Source organism: Vibrio syngnathi, assembly GCF_002119525.1.
GTDB lineage: Bacteria > Pseudomonadota > Gammaproteobacteria > Enterobacterales > Vibrionaceae > Vibrio > Vibrio syngnathi.
In genome coordinates, this window is record NZ_CP017917.1 from 1,092,348 (window position 1) to 1,114,881 (window position 22,534).

Consider the following 22,534-nt stretch of genomic DNA (forward strand, 5'->3'; position numbering starts at 1 on the left):
CACGTATTGAGTGAGTTGTGTATGGATTACTTACATTTATCGCGAGTGAGCCTTAAGCACCTCACTGCGCTTCATATTATGCTCAACACCCACAGTGTCACTCAAACCTCAGAGCAACTCTTTGTCAGCCCTTCAAGTGTGAGCAAAACTCTGTCTCAGCTACGTGCCATCCTTAACGATGAGCTTTTCTATCGGGACGGCACTAAACTGATCCCGACTCCCTTTGCCCTGAAAATAGCGCCCACCGTTCACTCGATTCTTTCCAGTATGAACGGGTTACTTCACCAAAAGAGTTTTACTCCGCAGGAGTATCAAGGCAGCTTTTCACTTTCGATGCGTGAAAGTACCTTTGAAGTGTTTGCCTCGAAGATCAGCAAAATCACCACTGAACTTGCACCAAAAGCCAAGCTTAATATTTATTCGAAACAGGAACTTGGATTCGATGCATTGCTCAGTGGTAAGGTCAACTTGATCTTGTTGCCTCACGATATCTCTCAACCCCCAACGGATAATAAAGAGTTGGTGTGGGAAACGATTCTTCCTGATGAAATGGTTTGCTTGATGGGCGCGCACCACCCTCTCGCTCAGCAAGAGCTAACGGTTGAAGGCTATTTAGATTACAAACACATAGGAATCTTAGATAACGAACTGTCTAAGCCTTACTTTGAGCAAAACTTAGTTCAATGTCATAAGCCTAGAGATATGGCGATATCGGTAGCGGATTTTGGCGCGGCGGCGGTGCTGTGCCACCACACGCCTTTCCTATTCACTTGCTCAAAACAGTGGGCTGAACATGCTAAGCAAGCTCAGGGTTTAGTGAGCAAACCCTTGCCTTTTGATTACGGCAAGGTGGCGTATAGCTTAGTGTGGAACAAGCCCAACATGAATGACCAAGCGATTAAATGGTTGTGTGACTTGTTCTTAGAAGCTTAGATTTTGCAAGAAAATAGCTTTTTGTAAACGGCCAGATGTTGATAAAAGACTAGGTTTTTATAAGAGACTAGCTATATACCTCTGGGGTTTGCATTGGCCTTTGAACGATCGTGTAGAGCTTATCGTGAAAGCTCTGCATCTGTTGTTCGGTGCATTTAGGCCAATCTAATGCTTCACCAATCACACCATGATGTTGAAACGCATTCAGCCGAATTCGAACATCATTTGGTAGCGTCTTCAAGTAACGCCCCACTTGTTCAATTTCATCTTCAAGATCGCTTTTATTTGGAATATACAACAATCTTACTTCATGCAGTTTTCCTTTATCTGCAAGGTAGTTGATGGTATCAAACACCCGATGGTTTCCTCTGCCCACTAACCATTGATGTGTTTCCGATTGCCAAGATTTTAGGTCAATCATCGCACCATCAAGGTAAGGCAATACCCTATCCCAACCTTGCTGTGGCAACGAGCCATTGCTATCAATAAAGCACGTTAAGTGTGCCAATTGCGGATCGCTTTTGATCGCTTGAAACAATTCGATGATAAACGGCAATTGCATGGTCGCCTCGCCACCTGAAATGGTAATACCGCTCAGGAAGAATTGATTGTGCCTAACCAGTTCAAGCACCTCTGAGACCGTCATCGTGGTAATTTTCGGGCTCGACTTATGATCGCAGACATCAATGCACAGATCGCAGTTGGTACAGGCTTCCGGGTCCCACTTCACTTTGCCTTCCACAAGACTTAGAGCACTGCTCGGGCAGCCACTTACGCAATCTCCACAATGATTGCAGTGATTGATTGTGTGTGGGTTATGGCAGGTAATACAGTCAAAGTTACAGCCCTGAAGAAACAGCACTAAGCGGTTTCCCGGGCCGTCAACACAAGAAAAGGTCAGCACACGGCTGACCTTCGCTTGTTTTTCTGTCTTATTATTTTTAACCCTAGCCATTCGAGTTGTTAGATCAGAAATTTTCATAATTCACATTGTTTGCATTCGAAACGCATTACACACATAACACAACACACGCACGTTAAGGCTATTCGTATGTTGGCGACATCTCTAAGCTCGCCACGCGTGGTTTACGCTCTAGAATGCCCGTATTTTTTGCCGCTTCAGCACCAAGGAAAGTGGTATTGGTGCGTGAGCCTTGCTCATCGTATTTAGCGATGTCAGACAGCTTAACCATGTAACCCGTCACACGAACCAAATCGTTTGATGCCACGTTGGCCGTGAACTCACGATAGCCCGCTTGAATCGCGCCTTTGCATAAGTTGAACATCGCTTCTGGATTTGATTTGACTGTTTCGTCAATCGTTAGAATGTCACTGATGCCCGACGTGTAGAACTTATGATGACCAGCTGTTGCACGAACGTAAGAGACTGGGTCAGGCTCCGTGCCATAAGGAATACGGACACCCGGCGTCACATCTTCATCTAAGCTAATACCGCCTTGAGCGTGTAATAGAGCCTTGCCTTCCAGCCCATATGTCACTTCAGAGCTTTCAACGATTTCAGCCAACTTTTCAGATATACGGTGACTAAGTTGATTAGCCTGTTCATCGTGACCATAGCGCCCTGCTTTGCCTTCTTTTTCCATTAAGATGTTGACCGCTTCTGCCATGCCGTAAATACCAAACATGGGCGCAAAGCGATCTTCTTCGATAAGGCCTTCTTTGGTCAGGAAGCCTTCAAAGAAGTTAGACTCTTCATGCAAGAAGCGGCTACGTGCGTTCATCAGTTCGATCGTGATGTTGCTGTAGTTAGGCAACACTTGCTGTAAGAAATCTACGCTGTCCTCAGATTTTAGAGCCACTTGCTTAAGGTTCATACGCACTAAGGTATTTGAACCACCCGCCAATGGCAGAGAGTTATAGCAGCTCACAATACCAAAACGCTTATCGCCGTAAGCCTCGGCATGCACTGGATAGTTTGCGATATGTGGTTTACTGCACTCGCAGATATTGCTTGCCGCATGACGAAGTAGATCATCAGGTGTCACAGCAGGATCGTACATAAAGGTTAGGTTTGGTGCGATCTGCTTGAGTTCAGCATCTACGCGCAAAATCGTACGACAGACAATGTTGTCACTAGGACCAATATTCACGTGCATAAACGCATCTGGCAGTGTGCGATCCAGCATGATCCAGAATAGCTTCAGCTTTTGATATACCAGCTCATCCGTCAAGTCGCCAACAAATGGCATCAACACATCGTCCAGTTGACCTAAGTAAACGGGAATTGAAGTCACTGACGGAACGTGATGATAAAGGATGGTGAGCATGTTCAATGCTTCGTCGAAATTAGTTGCCGCGCTAAGCTCTAAATACTCTGAGCCTTGATGTAAGTATTTGGAATAGTCTGGAAGCACATAGCGCGGCTTAAATGGGGCGTGCCCTTCAAACATGTCACACAGCACACCTTGTTGTAAGGCTTGCTCTACTTCTTTGCTTACCGGCATATACGGCAAGCTTGCTTCAGCTTCTAAGGCAAGATAACTCGACTTCTGCTTTGGAGACAGGTGGGCATCTGAAATGATATTGCTAAAGCGTTGTTGTTGCTCTGAAAGTTGTGGAGAAGCAGATTGGTGGCTCATGATGAAACCCTTAATATTATTATGTAATGCCGATCGTTTAAGAAGACTTGAACGATCTTGCAGTTAGCAGATAATCCCCATCAACAACGTTGATGGGGATTTTTTATGCTTGAACAAGAATTAGCAATGGCACACGAGACCATTGAAGATGCCGACAATTATGAATCTGTCGTCGACGCCATTCAGATTGAGTGGATAGAACAAGCTCTTCTTGAAACCAATAAAGCGAGCATAAGACGACGCCGACTTCCCGCTCAGCAAGCTGTCTGGTTAGTTATTTGGATGGGGCTGCAACGCAACATGTCTATCAAAGAGGTATGCAGTTCATTAGACATTGCACTTCAGCCTAAACCTGAAGATAGCTGGTCTCGTGTTGCACCCAGTGTCCTAACTGATTCACGCCGACGTCTAGATGAGAGTCCGTTAGCGGCTCTGTTTCACACAACGGTAAAGGCTTGGAACGGAGATATCCTTCAACAAGACAAAGACTTAGAACTTAATGTTCTTGCTGTCGATGGAACAACATTTCGGTGCCAAGATTCCCCAGAGAACGCTGAAGAATTTGGGTTCATCTCCAAAAAATTGAAACCTTACCCTCAACTTCGTTTAGTCGCTTTGATGTCAACAGAAACTCGAATGATTATGGGGGCGGCTTTTGATGGTTGTCATGTCGGTGAAACGACCTTAGCTAAGCGCCTATTCAATGACATCCCCGCACACTCATTGACCTTATTTGATCGTTGTTATTTCTCGGCAGACCTTTTACTGTCCTGGCAAGAGAGTGCTGAAAATGCCCACTGGTTAATGCCTGCAAAACGTAAACTACGCTATGAAGTGTTGGAGAAATATGCGGAGAACGACATGCTTATCTCAATGCCTATCTCTCCTCAAGCTCAACGGCAGAATCCGAATCTACCCGCACGTTGGGAAGCCAGATTAGTCCTATATCAAGAGCCAAAAGGTGAGATAAAAGGTTTTATTACTTCACTTACAGACCCTAGCAAATACTCGCTAGAAAGCCGGCTGCGTATTTATTGGCAACGCTGGGAGATTGAAGAGGGTTATGGTGAAATTAAACAGACTCAACTTCAAAGTCACGTCACTTTACGAAGTCGTTTTTCTGCCGGTGTGAAGCAAGAGCTTTGGGGCGTATTACTTGCCTATAACTTAGTGCGATTAGAGATGGTTAAGATAGCTTCAGAAGCCGGGGTTCGAGCGACTAGGGTCAGTTTTACCGCCGCAATTAACCTTATTGATGCGCAATTACGTTGGTTAGCTTTAAGTCCAGACGGAACTTTACCTGTAAAACTGAAAAGGATGAGAGAAAGTTTGAGTCACTTCATTCTTCCAGATAAAAGAAAGGACCGAACGTTTCCACGTTCAGTCCTCTTTGTCCCAGCCAAATATCCGTTCAGATTCAAGCAGTAATGCTTATCCGAACGGCATTATACCGATTTGGTAGGGCTTTTTATTGGTCGCAGTTTGAGATACTAAGGTTTTAATCACAGTAACGAATTTACTGAACCACCATTCGATGAGCCATTACACAGGCTGCTTTTGAATACGCGATTTACGGGCACTAAATGCGAACAGCAAGATAACAGCTAACACGAATGGTAATACGTAGATATTGAGGTTCTGCCACCCTGCTGTCGATTCTAGCCAGCCAGAGAGCATCGCTGTAATAGTCACACAGCCAAAGACAATAAATTCATTAAACGCTTGTGCCTTAGCTTTATTCTGCGATTGGTAGGACTGACTAAACAAACCTGTTGCCGCGATAAACATGAAGTTCCAACCCACACCAAGCACAACCAAGGCCGCTCTGAAGTGCCAAATAGATTCGCCATGAATGTTAATCGCGATACAGACGACGAACAGAATCCCGCCTGCCAAGATCATCATTCTTGAGCCAAACCTCTCGATAAGTGATCCGGTAAAAAATGCAGGTACAAACATCCCCAGAACATGCCACTCAATCACACCCGCTGCTTTCGTAAAGTCAAAGCCACAGCCAATCATTGCCAATGGCGTTGCTGTCATCAGGATATTCATCACCGCGTAAGCGACCATGGCAGCAAACACTGCACCAATAAAGTTAGGCGCTTTCACTATCACACTGAGAGGATCGGATTTAGGCGCCTGACTATTAAAAGAGACTTTTGGGAATTGAATGGTTTGTAAGATGAGCAACGCAAGAATGTTCAATCCAATCAAAGAAGCAAAAGCACCAATATACAAACCATCTTGCGACCACTGTTGCGACATAATCGCTAAATTTGGCCCTAATACCGCTGCTAAAACGCCACCAGCCATAGAGATAGATATCGCACGATGGCGAGCATTTTCATCACACACTTCAATTGCCGCGAAGCGATAAAGCGTACCAAAACCGATACCTATCCCAAGCAAAAATGTGGCGAAGCAGAACAGATAAAAGTGTTGTTGAGACAACGCGTAAGTGGCAAGGCTAGCCCCTGTAATGCCAACGACATTACCGATACTAAACCCTCGTTTTCGCCCTAATTTCCCTGAAATCAGAGACGCGGGAATCGTGGCCGCCATTAAGCCCAAAAACTGCAAGGCAACGGGCAAAGTAATCATGCTGACACTGGGGGCTATCTGTTTTCCTATCAAGCCAATCACAGAAATCAGTAATATGTTACCCGTCATCAATAAGGCCTGACACAACGAGAGCAGCCAAACGTTTCTATTCATCTTTGTTCCTAAATATGAGCACAGTTGATCAATAGACCAAAAATCCAACAAAGTCGCAACACTTTGTTACTCATAACAACTCTACAAAGCGACCAATGAACTAATAGATCAATGAACTAGTAGAAAGAGTGCCATCACATTAACTTTGATTAGCGTTACTAAAGACGCTAGAGTTGAAATTATCATTACTTGAGATAATAATAATTTCCTGTTATTGATGGGCTTTATTACTTAGAGGCTCTGTTATTTATAAGTCTTGTTAGTTACAGGCTTTAGCATTTGAAGGTGAGTATGATCAATCCGCTTTGGCTCAATACGTTTAAGACTCTGGTTGAAGTTGGCCATTTCACCCAAACGGCTGAGAAGTTGTACATGACCCAACCAGGGGTGAGCCAGCACATCAAGAAGCTTGAACAAGCTTGCAATTGTGACCTGCTTTCTCGGGAAAATAAGAGCTTTGAGCTGACCGAACAGGGTCGGATTATGTATCGCTATGCGCTCAAGCTTGAGAAAGACCAGGAAGATCTTTTTGAGTCTCTGAGTTTTGATAACCCTTATGCTGGGCAATGCCACTTATCTTGCTCTGGTTCACTCTCTTTGCGTCTGTATCCCAAGCTTCTTGAACTTCAGCAGCAACACCAAGAACTCAGTATTAACCTAGAAGCAGCTCCAAACAATAAGATATTGAATGACCTAATCGAAGGCACCACCGATATTGGAATCGTCAGACATTCACCCAATGACAGCTATTATCAGAGCCAAGTTATTGGTAATGAGGCGCTGTGCTTAATCGTCCATCATAGTCTTGCTGACTTAGAGATTACCCCTGAAGCGCTGCACAATATCGGCCTCATAGCCCATCCAGACTCTGCTCATTACCTGTCTTTGTATTTTGACCTATGCGGAGATAAAGACTTAGCGAACATCAACATCAATGAAATACCGAAGTCTGGCTACATTAATCAACTTCACCAAATTCTATTACCCGTATCCAAAGGGCTCGGGTTCACCGTGTTACCCGCAGGGGCTGTCGAAAACTTTCCAGACAGAGATAAGCTGCACGTTGTGACACCTAAAGTGAAGGTTGAAGAAACACTGTATTTGGTTCAGAAAAGAAATCGAAAACTGCCGCACAGATACAACACTGTTATCGATCTAATCAAACAACACGTCAGTAATTAGTTCGGTATAGATAGACTTAAAACCTTTAGCTAGCTCGTTATTTCGCAGCAAGATCTAAAGGCTTTAATGTTGGAGTGATGTTCAAAAGACAGCTACTCAGAAGCGCTCAGAACCGCTTTGGCTCGTTCAAAATCGTAATTATCTAACGCACTTTGGACATCTTTAAGAACTGCTGAATGTGGATACTGTGCCAGTAATTCAGTCACGTATTGGGTCGCATCGTTGTCATAGGCTTCCAACAGTGAAAGTAGCTTAAGCCTTTGTTCTTCCTCGACCGCGGCTCCCATCGCACTCGCTTCACTCATCGCCTCTACCTGTGGCTTAACAATCTTGCTGTCCGTTGCTGCAATGAGCTCAACTAACCGCGCCTCACCTTCTCTGAGCTCTTGCTCATCACACAAACCTTTATGAGCTTTCTCTTCTAACTCTCCCATTAAATCAGCCAACTGGAGTCCGCCAATCGACACAGCCATGCTTTTCAAGGTATGCAAGTTTCTTTCAAGCGTAATCCAATCGTCTTGTGCCAAATTATCAAACGCATCAACCATCATACTTGGTCCACTGCTATGGAACTTCTCAACCAGTTTATTTTGTAGTTCCGAATCATGAAGAGTGAGTTGGTCGAACCGCTGCTGAGAAAACACACTGATAGCATCATTGCTATTAGGTTTACTTGTTAGGTATTCAAGTTGCTCTGCCTGCTCATCTAACAGAGCCGCCTTTCCCTCAACCAACACCTCTGGCACGATGTATTTCGTAATCAAAGAGGTGGCTTTATCGATGATAATTGGCTTATCCAAGAAGTCCGTGACTCCAGCCTCTCGCGCTCGCTGTTTCGCATCAGCAAACACATTGGCCGACATCGCAATAATTGGTACATCTTTATCAAACTCACGAATCAAACGTGTAGCTTCGAAACCATCCATAATCGGCATTTGCAGATCCATAAAGATCATGTCGTAATCATTACTTTGAGCTAACTCTACCGCCTCTTTACCATTCTCAGCTAAATCAGCATTCAGTTTCGAGCGAGTGAAGAATGCCAAAGCTAAGTCTTGATTCAACTCATTATCTTCAACGAGCAATACCCTTTGGCCCTTGAACTCTATCTGGTAATCCAGTTGCAGCTCTTGGGCTTTAAACTCTGCCAATTCTTCAACGCTTGACCTTGGCAATGTTAGAACAAACGAAAACTCGCTGCCTTGCCCTAAAACACTCTCAACACTAATTTGACCACCCATTGCACGAACCAATTTCTGGCTAATGTTGAGTCCTAACCCCGTGCCGCCGAATCGGCGCGTAGTTGTACTATCTGCTTGGCTAAATGCTTCAAAGAGCTTGTGTAGATTCTCATCAGAAATTCCTATGCCAGTATCGGCCACCATCACCTTCATAGTCAGGCTGTTATCATCTGATTCAACAAGGGCTACAGTTAGCGAGACACTACCAGTTTCCGTAAACTTAATCGCATTACCAACAAGGTTAAGTATTACTTGGAACAGCCTTAAGGGATCACCGCGCAGAGGAGTGTCTAACGCGGGGTCAACCGACATCGACAAGTTGAGTTGCTTTTCCGCCGCTTTGGATTCCATAAGGTCAATCACATCTTGGAAGGTCGCTAACGAATTGAATGGAATACTATCGATAAACAACTGCCCTGCTTCTATCTTAGAAAAATCGAGGATGTCGTTAATGATGCTTAACAATGAATGCCCTGAACGATGCACTTTTTCGACATAGTTTTTCGCAACCGGGTTCGCTATTTCTCCGATAGCGAGATAAGACAGGCCAATAATCGCATTCATTGGCGTTCTAATTTCGTGGCTCATGTTAGCCAAGAATTCAGACTTCGCTTGGCTTGCGAGATCGGCTCTCTGTTTCTCTTCTTCAAGTTGCTCGTTAAGACGTTTCATTTCCGAGATATCGAACGCCCAAAACAGAGTGGCTATCTCACCATCTAGCTCAAACAAATAGTAACTGACTAGAGCGACAAACCGTGTTCCATCAGACCTTCTCAGCACTAGCTCTTTGTTAACGACCTTTCCATTGAGTTTAAGCTCTCTATGTAATTCATCACGAGCAGATAAAGAATCATGGATTGAAGTCACATCCATAGAGGACAACTCCATCTCCTCAACTCCAAACAAATGTTTCGCCGTATCGTTTGCATAACGAACTTGCTCCTCAAACACAACTGCAGCGGCAATTGGTGAGCTATTCAACATGTTATAAAGCTGTTCTTGAGCCTTTTTGAGTGCTTTCGTCGCATCATTAGCAATGCTGATCTGCTTGGTGAGTTTCCTATTCCAAAATACGATAAGTAAAACGATCACCAATGAAAAAATGGAAATGGTATAAACCAACTCATAATCCGTTTTTTCGATCGCTTTTGGAGCAGTCCACTTTGCGGAGATTTTCTGATGGTCTTCAGCCGAGATACTACCTATAGCTTTGTTCACAATAGACAGCAGTAAGGGTTCAGACTTGATGACATGCAATGTTGGCGACAGGAAAAAATCTAATCGGCCAATAATACCAATCCCTCTGTAGCCAAATGAATCGATTAAATAATTTAGGACATCAACAGTATCAATCATCGCATCAAGCTCACCTGAGTCGACACGTTCTAATCCGTCATTAGTCGAAGACACCATCGACCAATTAATATCAGGATAACTATCTATTATAGCTTCTGTGTTGGCTCCCGCCTCTAATATACCGATTTTCCAACCGGCAGCTTCTTCTAAAACAAGGCTATTCACATCCCGCCTTGAAGCAATGGCTAAGCGACTAGAAAATAACTTCTTACCCGCCTTCACGTTTTCACCAAGTGAACGGTTTTCTACAGCAGCCGAGACAAGGTGCACTTTCCTATGGTCAACGAGTCGTCGAGTCTCTTTCCAACTGCCGACATCAACATGTTCCAAGCGTAAACCTGTTTTCTGTTCGATCAGCGTTAGGTAATCATCGATCATACCGATGTATTCCCCTTTGCTCGATACGGCCTCATAAGGCAAAGAGTTAGGGTCAATACCTATTTTTAATACTGGATGAGACTTTATCCACTGACGTTCATTGTGGCTGAGATTAAGAAGTTCGCCAGCTAAGCTGTTTGATTGATAAATATCAGAAATATAACGTTTTGCGCCATCTCCGAATGATTCAAATTGCTCAATGGCAGGAAAATAAACATAACTCCCTTCCACGGAATCCACATCGAAATAGAACGTCATAAACCCAGCATTGGTACTGCCCGTCTGTGTTTTATAGCCAGCGCCTTTCGTCACGGATGACAATTTAGACGTATTTTTCTTGTCCAATGATGACGTTGATACATCTCCTAGGAACCAAGATTCTAGCGGTCGCTTATTATGGTCAGCCAGTGCAGAAATAACCATGAAGGTATTATCTGCATCGAATATGTCAAAAATCTTAGGCAGTTCATCAAAGCGATCATTGACGATAAAATACGCTGAAATTTGAGCAATAATATCAGCCTTCTTCAGAACCAGAGTCAGGTCGTTCTTAATTTGTCTTCTAAGGATTGGCTCAAACTCTCCGTCTTCCCTTTTCAGGTTTGCCAATGCGGCATTGAAGCGGTCTCTTAGCTCAGCCCCCCTGAAATCCACGTAGATGGGATAGCTGACTTTATAATCTTCATGGATCTGAATCTCGCGCATTTCAATAAAACGAGTATTGGTGACAAACCAGGTTAACACCCGCCTTTCTACCATGAGGAGATCAACATTTTGAGCTCTCAGCTGGGAAAACGCTGACTCTAAGCTGTCGAGATCTTCTATCCGATCAATGCTCAATTGGCCATCCAACACTTCTACGGAGTTTTTAATCGGCGATGTTTCATCGAACAGCAAAGCACCCAATGACAAATTTTTTGCCGATTTCAAATCCAGCTTACGTCTCTTTAATGAAACTGGTACGAAATCAACATCCATCACCTTGTCACTGACAAAGTGCAATGAAGAGTCATCAAGTTGAACGCCAGAAACAAATGATATTGAGCTATTGCTATCGATAGCTTGACGGGCTGCACTACGAGGTAAAGTGACAACGTCACCCAACTGGTACCCCATATCGTTCAAAGCCCTTTGCATAATGTCATGCTCTAAGCCGACAGAAGTACTGTCTGGATACATGTAAGGCGGGTTACCGAAACCAAATACGCCTTTAATGGGAGAGCGATAAGGCGAGCCATCTAACCATTTAGACAAAATGCGGTTCTTTTTACTGATATCAAACGTTTCAATTTGTTTATTCAATAAGTTAAGTAACTCATTGTCATTGGAACGAATGACCATGGCTGCCTTGATGTTTTTCCAGCGTTCAAGCACATGGTTTACCGCTAAATTCTCAACTCCACTTTTATGGGCAAGATCCATGGTGGTCACAGGTTCAGCCAGTAAGCCATCAACCGACCCGTCTTCTAATGCGCGAATAGCATCAATGGCCGTATCGAACTCAACTCTCTCAATCGAACTAAGCTGCACGCCAGATCGCTCTAGGTCGATGCTTTCTCGAACCATGGCAATTCGCCTCTTGGCCTCTTGCTCAATTTTATTGTTGAAGTGATCATCGGTAGGAAGAATGACGGCAATTTGGTACGAGATATAAGGATCAGTTTGAAGGAAGCGACCTCCCTCACTGGGGTCAAACTGTTGAAACGGAAACACATCGCCTTTTCCGTCTAACAAAGCTTGCTTTGCTTCAGCGTGAGAATCTACGCTGATGAAGTTGGTTTTTACGTTGAAACGCTCTTCAAGATCGTAAGCCCAATCTCGAATAATCCCGTCGACTTTTCCGTCATCACCAATAAATGAGTAAGGATAATGACTAGACAGCGCAATGAATGTCACTTCAAGTTTAGCATCTTGCCATCGGTTTGCTTCTTGGTCGGGTGCCGTTTCTGCGTTCACGCTTGTCACAAAACTCGCCAAGGCAATGAGCAGAAATAAGGATTTAACGTAACGATTAATCAGTACAACCCAACGATCACTCATCTCTAAATTTCTCTTTAATTGCTAGAATCTCAGGTAACTTTAGAAAAAACATATCGACGATAGTCGGATCAAAATGCTTGCCTTTCTGTTCTTCAAACAAGCTCAGTGCCTCATCGACACTCCAAGCCTTCTTATAAGGACGCTCTGCTGTCAGGGCATCAAATACGTCAGCAACGGCCGCAATTCGTCCGACCAATGGAATATCTTCGCCGGCTATCTGGTTTGGGTAACCACTGCCATCCCACTTTTCATGGTGATACTGCGCGACTTGAATGGCCGTACGCATCAGTTTGGAATCGCTCTGCCTACCAAGAATTTCAACACCGTATTCGACGTGTTTCTGCATGGTATTCCACTCACCGGCATCCAACTTACCGGGCTTTAGCAGCACACTATCGGGAATGCCAATCTTGCCAATATCATGCATTGGTGCTGCATCTCGCAACGTCTCGGCGTCTTCATCTGTCATGCCCAAGGCTTTCGCTAGCACTTCACAGTAGTGACTCATGCGCTTAACGTGCATGCCGGTTTCATTGTCTTTAAATTCAGCAGCTCTACCCAATATGTTCAGTGTTTCTAACTTACCGAGATTGATCTCTTTAGTTTTCTCTTTTACCTGACTAAACAACGCGCGTTTTTGGTCATAAAGTGCGATATGCGTTTTCACACGCTGGAGTGCAATAGCAGGGGTTATCGGTTTGGTTAGGTAATCGACAGCACCTAAAGATAGCCCTTTCACTTCGGCTTCTGGGCCAATTTTTGCGGTCACAAATATGATCGGTATATGAGCTGTATTTGGCTGGGATTTGAGTTGTCGACACACCTCGTAACCATCGATGTCAGGCATCATGATATCGAGGAGAATGAGGTCTGGCTGAGGCACCATCTTCGCAATTTTGATACCGATAGTACCGCTAATTGCGACCTTAACTTGATAGGTGTCTTTGAGTATTGCCGTTAACACATCCAAGTTGCTTGGTGTGTCATCCACAACTAACACTATAGGCTTCTGACTCATTGACACCTCATATAAAAATCAAACAGTTATAATCATAGTGTAGAACGGTTTTTAGAGGTTAATCAGAAAAAATAGCAATTGATTTTAGAAAATGAAGAGTAGATCTTCGAGTGACATCAAACCAACGCCAGTTGAAGTATGACCAGTCAATATTACGTCGATTAAGTCATTATAATACAAAGGAAATTATACAGATTACTTTTGAATCCAGACCTTTTATTAACAAGATACAAACTGGCAAAAACAAAAAGAGCTCCTCACTTGGGAGCTCTTTTCACGTAAGTCATTAGAGAACCAAATCGCCTAGCGAACCAGCAACCTAACGACCTGAATAATACATACAGATTCGAACACCATCGAACTCACGAATATCAAATGGGATCTCGTAGATCGATTCCATCACTGACTTTTCAACCACTTCAGAGACCTTGCCCGACTTAACCACTTGGCCCCTCTTCATCGCGACAATGTTATCTGAGTAACAAGAAGCAAAGTTGATGTCGTGAATCACAATAACCACCGCTTTATTAAACTCATGCGCTAGGCGACGTAGCGTCTGCATGATTTCAACCGAGTGTTTAATATCTAGGTTGTTTAGTGGCTCATCCAAGAACACATAATCCGTATCTTGCGCCACAACCATCGCGATAAACGCCATTTGACGCTGACCACCACTCAATTCATCAAGGTATTTGTTTTGGATATCGGTAATACCAAGGTGTTCTAACGCTGTATCGACGATCTTATGATCTTCGTCTTTCAAGCGGCCTTGGGAATGTGGGAAACGCCCAAAACAAACCAACTCACGAATCGTAAATCGCATATTGATGTTGTTTGATTGTCTTAACACGGCAAGGTGCTTCGCAAGCTCTTTGGTATCCCATTCAGCCAGTAATTTATCGCCAATGACTACTTCACCTGCGTCACTGTCTGTTAAGCGACTCGCCATAGAAAGCAGTGTACTTTTACCCGCCCCATTTGGGCCAATGATAGAAGTCACCTCTCCTTTCGGGAACATAGCACTGGCATCATCCACCACGAGTGACTTGCCATACTTCTTACTTAAACCTGTTAATTTAATCACTACTTACTACCTTTACTGAATTCTGGTGCGTAACAACAAGAACATAAAATACAAACCGCCGACCAAGTTAATGATCACACTCACAGTGGTTTCAAACGACATCACTTTCTCGATGAACCATTGGCCAGAAACGAGCAACACCACGGCTAATAAACTGCTAGCGATAATAAGAGTACGGTGCTGATACGAGCTGAATATCTGACGAGCTAAACTGACAGTGATCAAGCCAAAGAAAAGCACTGGGCCAACCAAAGCCGTCGATACCGCTACCATCACTGACACAATCACCAAGGTAACCTGAGTCAATCGCTTGGTGTTCACGCCCAAGCTTGTCGCGTTATCAACACCAAGCCAAAGTACATCAAGCTTGGGAGCTAACAACCACAGACCAAGCAAGCTCAAACCCAGTGGAATAAGGCTGAGGTAAACCAGTTCACCTTTCACGTTATTGAAGCTCGCGAACATCACATTTTGCAGCACGGCAAACTCGTTCGGGTCAATCAACATCGCAAGGAAGTTAGCCAAGCTTGAGAATACGCTGCCGCACACAATACCAATCAATAACAGCGTAAATACGTTGTTTCGCTTGCTCTTGAAGTAAAAATGGAACAGCGCAAACGAGAACAAGATCATCACAGTCACAGACAATGAAAAGTTTGCGATTGAATCAATCACCCAGAAACTGGTACTGCCAAACACAAACAGAAGCACCGTTTGAACCAGCATATACAGACTGTCAAAGCCCAAGATGGATGGGGTTAGAATTCGATTATTAGTGATGGTTTGGAAAACCAACGACGACGCAGAGATCGCCACCGCCGCCAACACAATTGACAGCAGTTTAGGTAGTCGCAGAGACAAGAAGAACTCATAGTTATCCCACGTAAGTCCCTGCCCCACAAATACCGCCGCCATACCCAAAGACGCGATAGCCAGAATCGCAATTTTTACTGAATCACGCATTAGACTTGTCTCTCATGATTAGGTAGATAAATATCAAGCCACCAAAGATGCTGATTACCATCGAGATTGGAATCTCGTAAGGGAAAATGATGACGCGAGCTAACAAGTCACAAGCCAATACTAAAATAACGCCCCAGTAAGCCGTCCAAGGCAGAATCTTCTTCATGTTGTCGCCCATCATCAACGACACGATATTCGGGACAATTAAACCAAGGAATGGGATAACACCGACAATCATCACCACTGAAGAGGCACAGATCGCGACAAGAGCAACACCAATGAAGACGATCTTCTGATAATTCAAGCCGATGTTTTTCGCAAAGCTCTCGCCAATACTCGCCGCACTGAACTGACTCGCGAAGTAGTAAGCCAACACACAAGCAGGCACTGCGAGGCAAAGAATTTCATAGCTGCCCTGCAACACGCTCGCAAAGTTCGCCATCGTCCATGCTGACATGGTTTGTACTAAATCGTACTTATAGGCAATAAAGGTTGTTAGAGACGAAACCACGTTGCCATACATGATGCCAATCAAAGGCACCAACACCGCATTCTTGAACTTGAGGTGCTGTAGAAAGCGGACCAATAGCATGGTGCCGAACACCGCGAACGCGAAAATGAAACCTAAGTAGCTCCATTGCGCGGCATTACCCAGAACCAGAATGCCGACTATGTACCCAAGCATGGCGCAGTCAATGGTGCCCATAGTCGAAGGCGCGGCAAACTTGTTCTGAACAATCTGTTGCATGATCAAGCCAGCGACACTCAAGCCCGCGCCGGCAAGCACAATCGCGAACAGTCGAGGGATTCGACTAACAATATAAATAGAGTTGGCGTGTTGGTTGCCATTGAAGAAGTCGCTAAAACTGATGTCAGCAACTCCAATCATTAATGACGCAACGCACAACACGACAAGAAATACAGCAGCTGTAATGGGTTTTAACATAGAAAGAATACTAAAGATAAGTCTCGGATAGCCCGTATGAAAAGTGAAAAAGGGCTTATAAGAACACTCTTATAAGCCCGAAAATCTGATTATTGGTTACTATTGAATAGTACGTTCAATGTCACCCAACATTCTGTGAATCGCTGTTACGCCGCCGCCAACCAGATACCAAGCACTTGAATCAAGGAAAACGATGTTGCCTTGCTGCGCTGCAGGTGTTGCCGCAACCAGTGGGTTATCAAACAGCTGTTGTGCGCGCCCTTCTGATCTACCAATCGCTTTTTCACGGTCAAGCACGTAAAGCACTTCAGGTTTTGCGTCAGCAATGTATTCGAAAGAGATAAGGTTACCGTGATTCCCTTTAATTGGGGCCACTGTCGCACTCTTTGACTCCACAAAGCCAAAGTCGTCAAAGATGATTGAGAAGCGACTGCCCTTATTGAACATCGCAATGTTGTTGCCGTTGTTCATTAGCATCATTGCTGAAGTTTCGTCAGACGCGACTTTGTCGTTTACCGCCGTGATAGAAGCTTGAGTCTCTTTAATGATCGCTTCTACTTCAGCTTGCTTACCAAAGAGCTTGCCTAGCGCGCGCCAGTTTTGCTGAGCATCAGCCCAGTATTTATCACCTTCAATAGAGAACATGATGGTCGGAGCGATTTTTGCTAGTTGATCGTAAACCTTAAGCATTCGGTTTTCGGCAATGATGATGTCAGGCTTCAGCATGTAGATAGCTTCAAAATCAGGTTCACTCAAAGAGCCAGTATTCGCCGTCGTTTCTTTGTACGAAGCTAGGTAATCGGGCAGCAAGCTATGAGGCGCACCAACTGGCTGTACACCAATTTGATCAAGCACATCCAAGCTACCAAAGCCAAGTACCACAACGCGCTGTGGTACTTCAGTAAACTGCGCCGTGCCCTTTACGTGTTCAATGGTCACGGTTTTCGCTTGAGCGGTCATCAGTAATGATGATGCAACAACGATGGCGAGCCCGCTTAACAACTGGCGGACTGAATTGATTGTTTTCTTCATGTTTCTTCCTTTGCCATTGATACTAACCACCACTCATGACAATGAAAGTCACATTACTCATAGGCGAGCATGGGGCGAACCAACGGCTAAATAACGATAATTTAAAGTCTGTCATTGCTTTGATAACAAACCAGTAACGCAAGTGAGAACTATTATCAATTATATTTGCGTTAAACTGGCGACACAACAACTTTATTATTCAGAAATGTAAAAGTGAGTATTCATATTTTGCGTAGTCAGGAGAGATATTAGGAGTCAGAAATAGCAAAAGGACGCGAAGAGGAAAATGATCATCAATCTGAAGAATAAACTGAAGGGGAAAATTACCCGAAAACCCTGTAATTACAACGCTAAACCTCAGAGTCACGAATTGAAATTTACAATGTAAAGGTTATATATAACAGACTCTTAATCATCACTAAATTAGCTAATAAATTAAAACTACTAATGACAAAGAATACGAAGCAGTGCAAAGCCAAACATTAGTCAGACATCATGGTGAATCACCTACCTGTCCTTCGCTCATTTAACTCTCAACAAGCGACGGCAAATCATTCAAAAATATTTAAAAATTTAATTAAAAATAGGGTTGTAATTTCAAAAACTAGGCGTATAGTTCTTCACTTGGCTCTAATCTATAGAGCTGTTAATGCTAAAGTAAGTCCAAGTTCCTCAAAGACAGTTCTCGATTTCCTCGTTACACCATCTCTGCGTCAGCTTTCACCTAGATAGTCATTCAATAGCTTTTAAATTCGATCCTCACTACCGATCTATCGTCATTCGCTCTCTTGTTAGCGAAGTCAAAATAGATCGATCACTTAAATATAAATGTAATAGACACAAGGCACAGTTATGTCACGCAGAACAACACGACAAACCCATTGGTACCAACTATCACGCGACAAGTCAGTCAATAAACTAAAAGGTAATAAATGCTCAAGATTAAAATAGACTTACACAAAGAAGAAATTTCATGGGTCACAGAGATTCGACAGCTTAATAGCGATATACTCCACCGCCACATATTGCCCAAGCTACAACACCACAGTTATCTCATCGACTTTGAATTTAATGAACGAGAAAGCATCGGAACTATCGTTTCAGGCAACGGAAACACCCTAGGAAATTTCACACTCCTATAGCATTTCCCATAGGCTTCAGAAAGAAACACCGTCTAGTTCGACAGATATAAAAGATGTCACCCTCAATTCGCTCTAGCAGAACAAAATAGAGTAGAAGTAAAACAGATCAGAAACCTAGCCTTTTTGCATTTCACACGCGGCTAACGCTAGCTAGGTTATCGTGCTTCTATTGAAACCAACTTATATCAAACTCTGAATCACCAATGCGTCATTATCAGTGCATTCATGGACTAACAAGTTAACGGCATCGACCTTAACTTCTGATCAAGAGTATATAAGTGTTCTGCAGCTTGCATGTGTTGAGGGTAATCACTGAATTTCTCACGATTCTCCTCATTCATCTTACATGTCTCATCCACCAGCATTAACTTCCAATACAGCTTTGTTGTATGCAGCATCGCCAGTAACGGTTTGAACACCTCTTTCTCATAAGCTTGAATCAATTCTTCAATCAACTCATCACGCTCGTCTTCACTTGCGATTGAACCACTGGTTGCCGACAACACTTTTTGATACTTCAGGTTTTGTTGAAGCTTATCCATGACTGTTTGGTTTTCTTCCGCTAGCTCAACAAGTTTCGACTTAATGATATTGACCCAATTGGCTTGACTCAGTACCGCGTCATCAACACTGGTGAAGTCTTCTCGTATCTGTCGCTCTACGTCTTTTTGAGCTTTCTTTAAAACGGCGCGCACCTTTTGAAAAGGCAGCTGATATTCCTTACTTAGATCGATAATCAGTTTATGAAAACCACCATTTGGAAGGTGTAAGTTTTCCTTAAACGTCGCCATTGCAGCTTCTTGCTGATCGGTAAGGTGAGTCATTCTGTTTCCTATTCTTTATCACTTATGGTGCTGAGCCCGCGATCATACCACTATATAACCTTGTTTTTTCGGTAACTTGATAGGTTACATCTAGGTGCGTACTTAATTTCTCTCAACACGTTATCTTTTGGCTAGTTTTCACACTACTTGGCATTAAATGGTAAGTTTCTATCAATGAATATTCGTACATTAGTCGCACAGGGTATATCGCCAGACAGGAGTCATTACTTACATATGAAAGACAACAGCGAGAAATGAGAAACCATATGACCTATTCAGAATACAAAGAATCCGATCTGCATAAGTGCGTTAGCGTTGGTGCAGAAGCAACGGTATCAATCGCCAAGTTTACCGTTAAAGCCACTATCCTTTTATTTCGATTTTTCCGCTGGCTTGTCGTATCGGCCTATTCATATGTGATGAAGTAATCTGTATTGGAGTCGTTGTTTTCATTACGACTTATACAAATACTCAAAAGCGCGCCCTATTAGGTCGCGCTTTTTTTATGCCCAGTTTTATACCTAGCTTTATGCCAAAAACCCGAGGACATTTTATATTGTCAGTGGCGCTAAATGGTAAAACTGATAATCGAATAAAAACCATACTACACCTGTTCCAACAAAACAGACTTCTAACTTATACAGGTACTAAAATGAAAAAGATTGCACTTAAAATTGTAGGACTAACGGTTTTGGCTTCTGCGCTAACTGGTTGTATCGGCAGCAACGCCGTAACAGGGAAAGTGATGAAATTTAACGTTGAAGTTGTCGATAACCGCTATGCTCGTGCAGGTGTAAACTTCTTATTGGCGCCTGTATACGGTATTACTACCGCAGCAGACTATGTGGTATTCAACTCGCTTGAATTCTGGACAGGTAAAAACCCTATCAGCGGTTCACCACACGTATTTGATACAAAAACAGACACGCACTTCAAAGTGAACGATGAGCTAGACCCAAGCTTGAAAGAAGCGCCTGTAGGACCGATTTCAAACAATCGTGCGATTGAGACAGGTGAGATGATTAAGATCGACGAAAACACGATTCAAATGGACATCGTCTATACGTCTGGTGAAACCGCGACTCTAACGGGCATCAAAAACGGTCAAAACGTTACCTATTACATGGATGGTCAGCTTGTATCGCAAACGACTATCGCTGAATTAGAGAAGATTCAAAGCTCTGAAGCTTAAGATTTGTAGCTCATAGGGAGTTCAATCTCCAAGCTACATTTGACTTTGAATAGTGTAAAACATAAGAAGCCCGGCAATTGTCGGGCTTCTTTGTATGTGCTCTATCATTTGTAAATGATCTATTGGGACTGAGACTGTGCAAGTCGAATGCTCACCAAACTCGCCACCATGATAGCCAAGTAAAAGCTGCCGATAATGGATTCCATAAACACGAAGAACTGAGCAATAGGCAGAGCTGGTGATATGTCGCCATAGCCAACCGTGGTCAAGGTGATAAAGCTAAAGTACATCGCATTGAACAAGTTGGTTAGCCAGATTTGCTCTTCTAACCCGTTAAATGCACTCGGGAAGATTTCTAAAATCAATAAGTAGATAGTCGACCAAGCGAATCCCAGCAACAAGTAAATACAGATAGAACCAATAATGTGATTGGGCGTCACCGTCTTTGCTTTCATTACCTGTTTGAGAGCGGAATAAATATGTGAGAACAGAAACACCGCCAATGCCGTTAACGTCACTATCGAAAGGTTATAGTCCTCCAAAAACGAGAATACCCCCGACACCGTAGCGGTTATCAATAGCAGGCCATACCAAGAGCGATACAAGGCTCGCTCTTTATGTATTCCCACTATCGAAACAGCCAAAGTAATAATGATCAAAAACAGAATGGTCTTTTGACCTTGCGGATAAAACTGCTGCATCACCGCGCAACCAAAAAACAACACCAACAGTGCATAGAATAAGAAGTAGAAGTTGTCGTCTTTAGAGACTGGCTTCATCTATTTTCCCTCTGCCTCTGCAGTTTTTTTCTCAGTTTCTTCTTGGTTTTTATCTTCAAGTCCAAGCCAGGCCATCATCAACTCATAAGTCAAACTCAGTATCACAGCACCGACAAACAAGCCGACAATGCCTGACATCGCCATTCCGCCCAGTGCACCCAGTAGAATAACCAACATAGGAATGTGAGATCCGCGGCTCAATAGCATAGGTTTCAAGATAGCATCACTGCCACTGACCAAAATACACCACACTAAGAACAGGCTCGCCGCTAGCGTCGATTCAACACTGAACATGTAAATAATGGCAGGCAACAGAGCAAGAATTGGTGGCAGTTGGATTATGGCAATCAGAAGAACAGCTAATGCCCAAAACGCAGCCGCAGGAACGCCTGCAATCACTAAACCAATGGCCGACATAATGGATTGAATCACAGCAACGCCTATCACACCCTGCACGACACTACGTACCGTTGATTTAGATAACTGTACCAACTCTTCACCTTTACCATCGGTTAAGCGAGCCACTAAGTGAGTGACCCCGGTTTGGCATTTATCGGCGTTACTCATGAAGGCACCGGCAATGATGGTAGAAATAATAAACTGAATAAACCCTCCACCTAACGAACCAAGAACAGAGGCAGCTTTCGTCGCAAACTGTTTAAGTTCGTCAGCATACTTTATGAACGTGCCTTCAATATTATTGGAGGCAGCTACCAAAGTTGAATATACCTTCTCACCAATGAATGGAATATCTTGTAAAGACTCTTTCGGTTTAGGCAATGACAATGTGCCATCTTGAAGCCCTGTCATCAGATCAGAAGCGCTGGTGTAGATACCAGAAGAAAGCGCCGCCAAAGGAATAAACAGAAGAATCACACCAATAAAGCTGAGCAATGCACTGGCTTTACCTTTCGACATCCCCGTTTTGTTTGAAATTGCGACAGCGACTGGATAGAGCGCAGTCGCAATGATCGCCCCCCAAATAACCAATAGAATAAATGGGCGTAAAATCGCAAAACACCAGTAGACGAGCATAGCAATCGCTGCAATTTTGATGGCAGCGTCTATCGCCTGTTTTGAAAAATCGTCGGTTAACTTCATGAGAC

The 22,534-nt window shown here is 43.6% G+C and carries 18 protein-coding genes; 6 read left to right on the plus strand and 12 right to left on the minus strand.

The annotated features are described in order from the left end of the window. Positions 1-21: 21 nt before the first annotated feature. Complete coding sequence (locus tag K08M4_RS19640; RefSeq protein ID WP_086051124.1) at positions 22-933, plus strand: LysR family transcriptional regulator; 912 nt, start codon at positions 22-24, stop codon at positions 931-933. A 67-nt stretch (positions 934-1,000) separates the two neighbouring features. Here the strand turns inward: K08M4_RS19640 and K08M4_RS19645 are convergent, their stop codons facing one another. Both K08M4_RS19645 and K08M4_RS19650 read right to left on the minus strand, forming a co-directional pair. Beyond that, positions 1,001-1,915: a YjjW family glycine radical enzyme activase gene (locus K08M4_RS19645; protein ID WP_086051125.1), complete on the minus strand. Its 915-nt coding sequence runs from the start codon at positions 1,913-1,915 to the stop codon at positions 1,001-1,003. Between the two features lie 61 nt (positions 1,916-1,976). Continuing rightward, positions 1,977-3,533: a YjjI family glycine radical enzyme gene (locus K08M4_RS19650; protein ID WP_086051126.1), complete on the minus strand. Its 1,557-nt coding sequence runs from the start codon at positions 3,531-3,533 to the stop codon at positions 1,977-1,979. 105 nt (positions 3,534-3,638) lie between these two features. Between K08M4_RS19650 and K08M4_RS19655 the strand changes: the two genes are divergently transcribed. Then, entirely contained in the window at positions 3,639-4,961 is a 1,323-nt protein-coding gene (locus K08M4_RS19655; protein ID WP_086050179.1) for an IS4-like element ISVbsp1 family transposase, read from the plus strand. A 114-nt stretch (positions 4,962-5,075) separates the two neighbouring features. Here K08M4_RS19655 and K08M4_RS19660 read toward each other — a convergent pair whose 3' ends face one another. Beyond that, positions 5,076-6,251, minus strand: coding sequence for an MFS transporter (locus K08M4_RS19660; protein ID WP_086051127.1), 1,176 nt, complete (start codon positions 6,249-6,251; stop codon positions 5,076-5,078). Positions 6,252-6,542: 291 nt separating this feature from the next. Between K08M4_RS19660 and K08M4_RS19665 the strand changes: the two genes are divergently transcribed. Further along, positions 6,543-7,433, plus strand: coding sequence for a LysR family transcriptional regulator (locus K08M4_RS19665; protein ID WP_086051128.1), 891 nt, complete (start codon positions 6,543-6,545; stop codon positions 7,431-7,433). 92 nt (positions 7,434-7,525) lie between these two features. On the opposite strand, the gene K08M4_RS19670 is transcribed toward K08M4_RS19665, so the two are convergent. From K08M4_RS19670 to K08M4_RS19695, 6 genes are all read right to left on the minus strand, one after another. Next, positions 7,526-12,448, minus strand: a complete 4,923-nt coding sequence (locus K08M4_RS19670) for an ATP-binding protein (RefSeq protein WP_086051129.1) — start codon at positions 12,446-12,448, stop codon at positions 7,526-7,528. Continuing rightward, a complete protein-coding gene (locus K08M4_RS19675; protein ID WP_086051130.1) occupies positions 12,441-13,466 on the minus strand; it encodes an HD-GYP domain-containing protein in 1,026 nt (341 codons plus the stop codon). Before K08M4_RS19675 ends, K08M4_RS19670 begins: the two co-directional genes overlap by 8 nt. Before the next feature lie 319 nt (positions 13,467-13,785). Then, entirely contained in the window at positions 13,786-14,550 is a 765-nt protein-coding gene (locus K08M4_RS19680) for an iron ABC transporter ATP-binding protein (RefSeq protein WP_086051131.1), read from the minus strand. A gap of 12 nt (positions 14,551-14,562) precedes the next feature. After that, positions 14,563-15,513: an iron chelate uptake ABC transporter family permease subunit gene (locus tag K08M4_RS19685; protein ID WP_086051132.1), complete on the minus strand. Its 951-nt coding sequence runs from the start codon at positions 15,511-15,513 to the stop codon at positions 14,563-14,565. After that, positions 15,506-16,459: an ABC transporter permease gene (locus K08M4_RS19690; RefSeq protein WP_086051133.1), complete on the minus strand. Its 954-nt coding sequence runs from the start codon at positions 16,457-16,459 to the stop codon at positions 15,506-15,508. Before K08M4_RS19690 ends, K08M4_RS19685 begins: the two co-directional genes overlap by 8 nt. A 99-nt stretch (positions 16,460-16,558) precedes the next feature. After that, complete coding sequence (locus K08M4_RS19695) at positions 16,559-17,491, minus strand: siderophore ABC transporter substrate-binding protein (RefSeq protein WP_086051134.1); 933 nt, start codon at positions 17,489-17,491, stop codon at positions 16,559-16,561. A gap of 932 nt (positions 17,492-18,423) precedes the next feature. Here K08M4_RS19695 and K08M4_RS19700 point away from each other — a divergent pair. Then, a complete protein-coding gene (locus tag K08M4_RS19700; protein ID WP_086051135.1) occupies positions 18,424-18,633 on the plus strand; it encodes a hypothetical protein in 210 nt (69 codons plus the stop codon). Positions 18,634-18,863: 230 nt separating this feature from the next. Here K08M4_RS19700 and K08M4_RS19705 read toward each other — a convergent pair whose 3' ends face one another. Further along, entirely contained in the window at positions 18,864-19,457 is a 594-nt protein-coding gene (locus tag K08M4_RS19705) for a hypothetical protein (protein ID WP_086051136.1), read from the minus strand. A gap of 266 nt (positions 19,458-19,723) precedes the next feature. Between K08M4_RS19705 and K08M4_RS22185 the strand changes: the two genes are divergently transcribed. Together K08M4_RS22185 and K08M4_RS19710 are read left to right on the plus strand one after the other, a co-directional pair. Then, positions 19,724-19,885 (plus strand): hypothetical protein, encoded by a 162-nt coding sequence (locus K08M4_RS22185; RefSeq protein ID WP_198299334.1) that lies wholly within the window; start codon positions 19,724-19,726, stop codon positions 19,883-19,885. Between the two features lie 224 nt (positions 19,886-20,109). Beyond that, a complete protein-coding gene (locus K08M4_RS19710) occupies positions 20,110-20,649 on the plus strand; it encodes a DUF3332 family protein (RefSeq protein WP_086051137.1) in 540 nt (179 codons plus the stop codon). A gap of 119 nt (positions 20,650-20,768) precedes the next feature. On the opposite strand, the gene K08M4_RS19715 is transcribed toward K08M4_RS19710, so the two are convergent. Both K08M4_RS19715 and K08M4_RS19720 read right to left on the minus strand, forming a co-directional pair. After that, positions 20,769-21,428: a potassium channel family protein gene (locus K08M4_RS19715; protein ID WP_086051138.1), complete on the minus strand. Its 660-nt coding sequence runs from the start codon at positions 21,426-21,428 to the stop codon at positions 20,769-20,771. Then, positions 21,429-22,529, minus strand: coding sequence for an AI-2E family transporter (locus tag K08M4_RS19720; protein WP_086051139.1), 1,101 nt, complete (start codon positions 22,527-22,529; stop codon positions 21,429-21,431). Positions 22,530-22,534 lie beyond the last annotated feature (5 nt).

Excerpts from the sequence above, each read along its gene's own strand:
- K08M4_RS19640 (WP_086051124.1), top strand. The coding sequence starts at position 22 with ATGGATTACTTACATTTATCGCGAGTGAGCCTTAAGCACCTCACTGCG.
- K08M4_RS19645 (WP_086051125.1), bottom strand. The coding sequence starts at position 1,915 with ATGAAAATTTCTGATCTAACAACTCGAATGGCTAGGGTTAAAAATAAT.
- K08M4_RS19650 (WP_086051126.1), bottom strand. The coding sequence starts at position 3,533 with ATGAGCCACCAATCTGCTTCTCCACAACTTTCAGAGCAACAACAACGC.
- K08M4_RS19655 (WP_086050179.1), top strand. The coding sequence starts at position 3,639 with ATGCTTGAACAAGAATTAGCAATGGCACACGAGACCATTGAAGATGCC.
- K08M4_RS19660 (WP_086051127.1), bottom strand. The coding sequence starts at position 6,251 with ATGAATAGAAACGTTTGGCTGCTCTCGTTGTGTCAGGCCTTATTGATG.
- K08M4_RS19665 (WP_086051128.1), top strand. The coding sequence starts at position 6,543 with ATGATCAATCCGCTTTGGCTCAATACGTTTAAGACTCTGGTTGAAGTT.
- K08M4_RS19670 (WP_086051129.1), bottom strand. The coding sequence starts at position 12,448 with ATGAGTGATCGTTGGGTTGTACTGATTAATCGTTACGTTAAATCCTTA.
- K08M4_RS19675 (WP_086051130.1), bottom strand. The coding sequence starts at position 13,466 with ATGAGTCAGAAGCCTATAGTGTTAGTTGTGGATGACACACCAAGCAAC.
- K08M4_RS19685 (WP_086051132.1), bottom strand. The coding sequence starts at position 15,513 with ATGCGTGATTCAGTAAAAATTGCGATTCTGGCTATCGCGTCTTTGGGT.
- K08M4_RS19690 (WP_086051133.1), bottom strand. The coding sequence starts at position 16,459 with ATGTTAAAACCCATTACAGCTGCTGTATTTCTTGTCGTGTTGTGCGTT.
- K08M4_RS19695 (WP_086051134.1), bottom strand. The coding sequence starts at position 17,491 with ATGAAGAAAACAATCAATTCAGTCCGCCAGTTGTTAAGCGGGCTCGCC.
- K08M4_RS19700 (WP_086051135.1), top strand. The coding sequence starts at position 18,424 with ATGCTCAAGATTAAAATAGACTTACACAAAGAAGAAATTTCATGGGTC.
- K08M4_RS19705 (WP_086051136.1), bottom strand. The coding sequence starts at position 19,457 with ATGACTCACCTTACCGATCAGCAAGAAGCTGCAATGGCGACGTTTAAG.
- K08M4_RS22185 (WP_198299334.1), top strand. The coding sequence starts at position 19,724 with ATGACCTATTCAGAATACAAAGAATCCGATCTGCATAAGTGCGTTAGC.
- K08M4_RS19710 (WP_086051137.1), top strand. The coding sequence starts at position 20,110 with ATGAAAAAGATTGCACTTAAAATTGTAGGACTAACGGTTTTGGCTTCT.
- K08M4_RS19715 (WP_086051138.1), bottom strand. The coding sequence starts at position 21,428 with ATGAAGCCAGTCTCTAAAGACGACAACTTCTACTTCTTATTCTATGCA.
- K08M4_RS19720 (WP_086051139.1), bottom strand. The coding sequence starts at position 22,529 with ATGAAGTTAACCGACGATTTTTCAAAACAGGCGATAGACGCTGCCATC.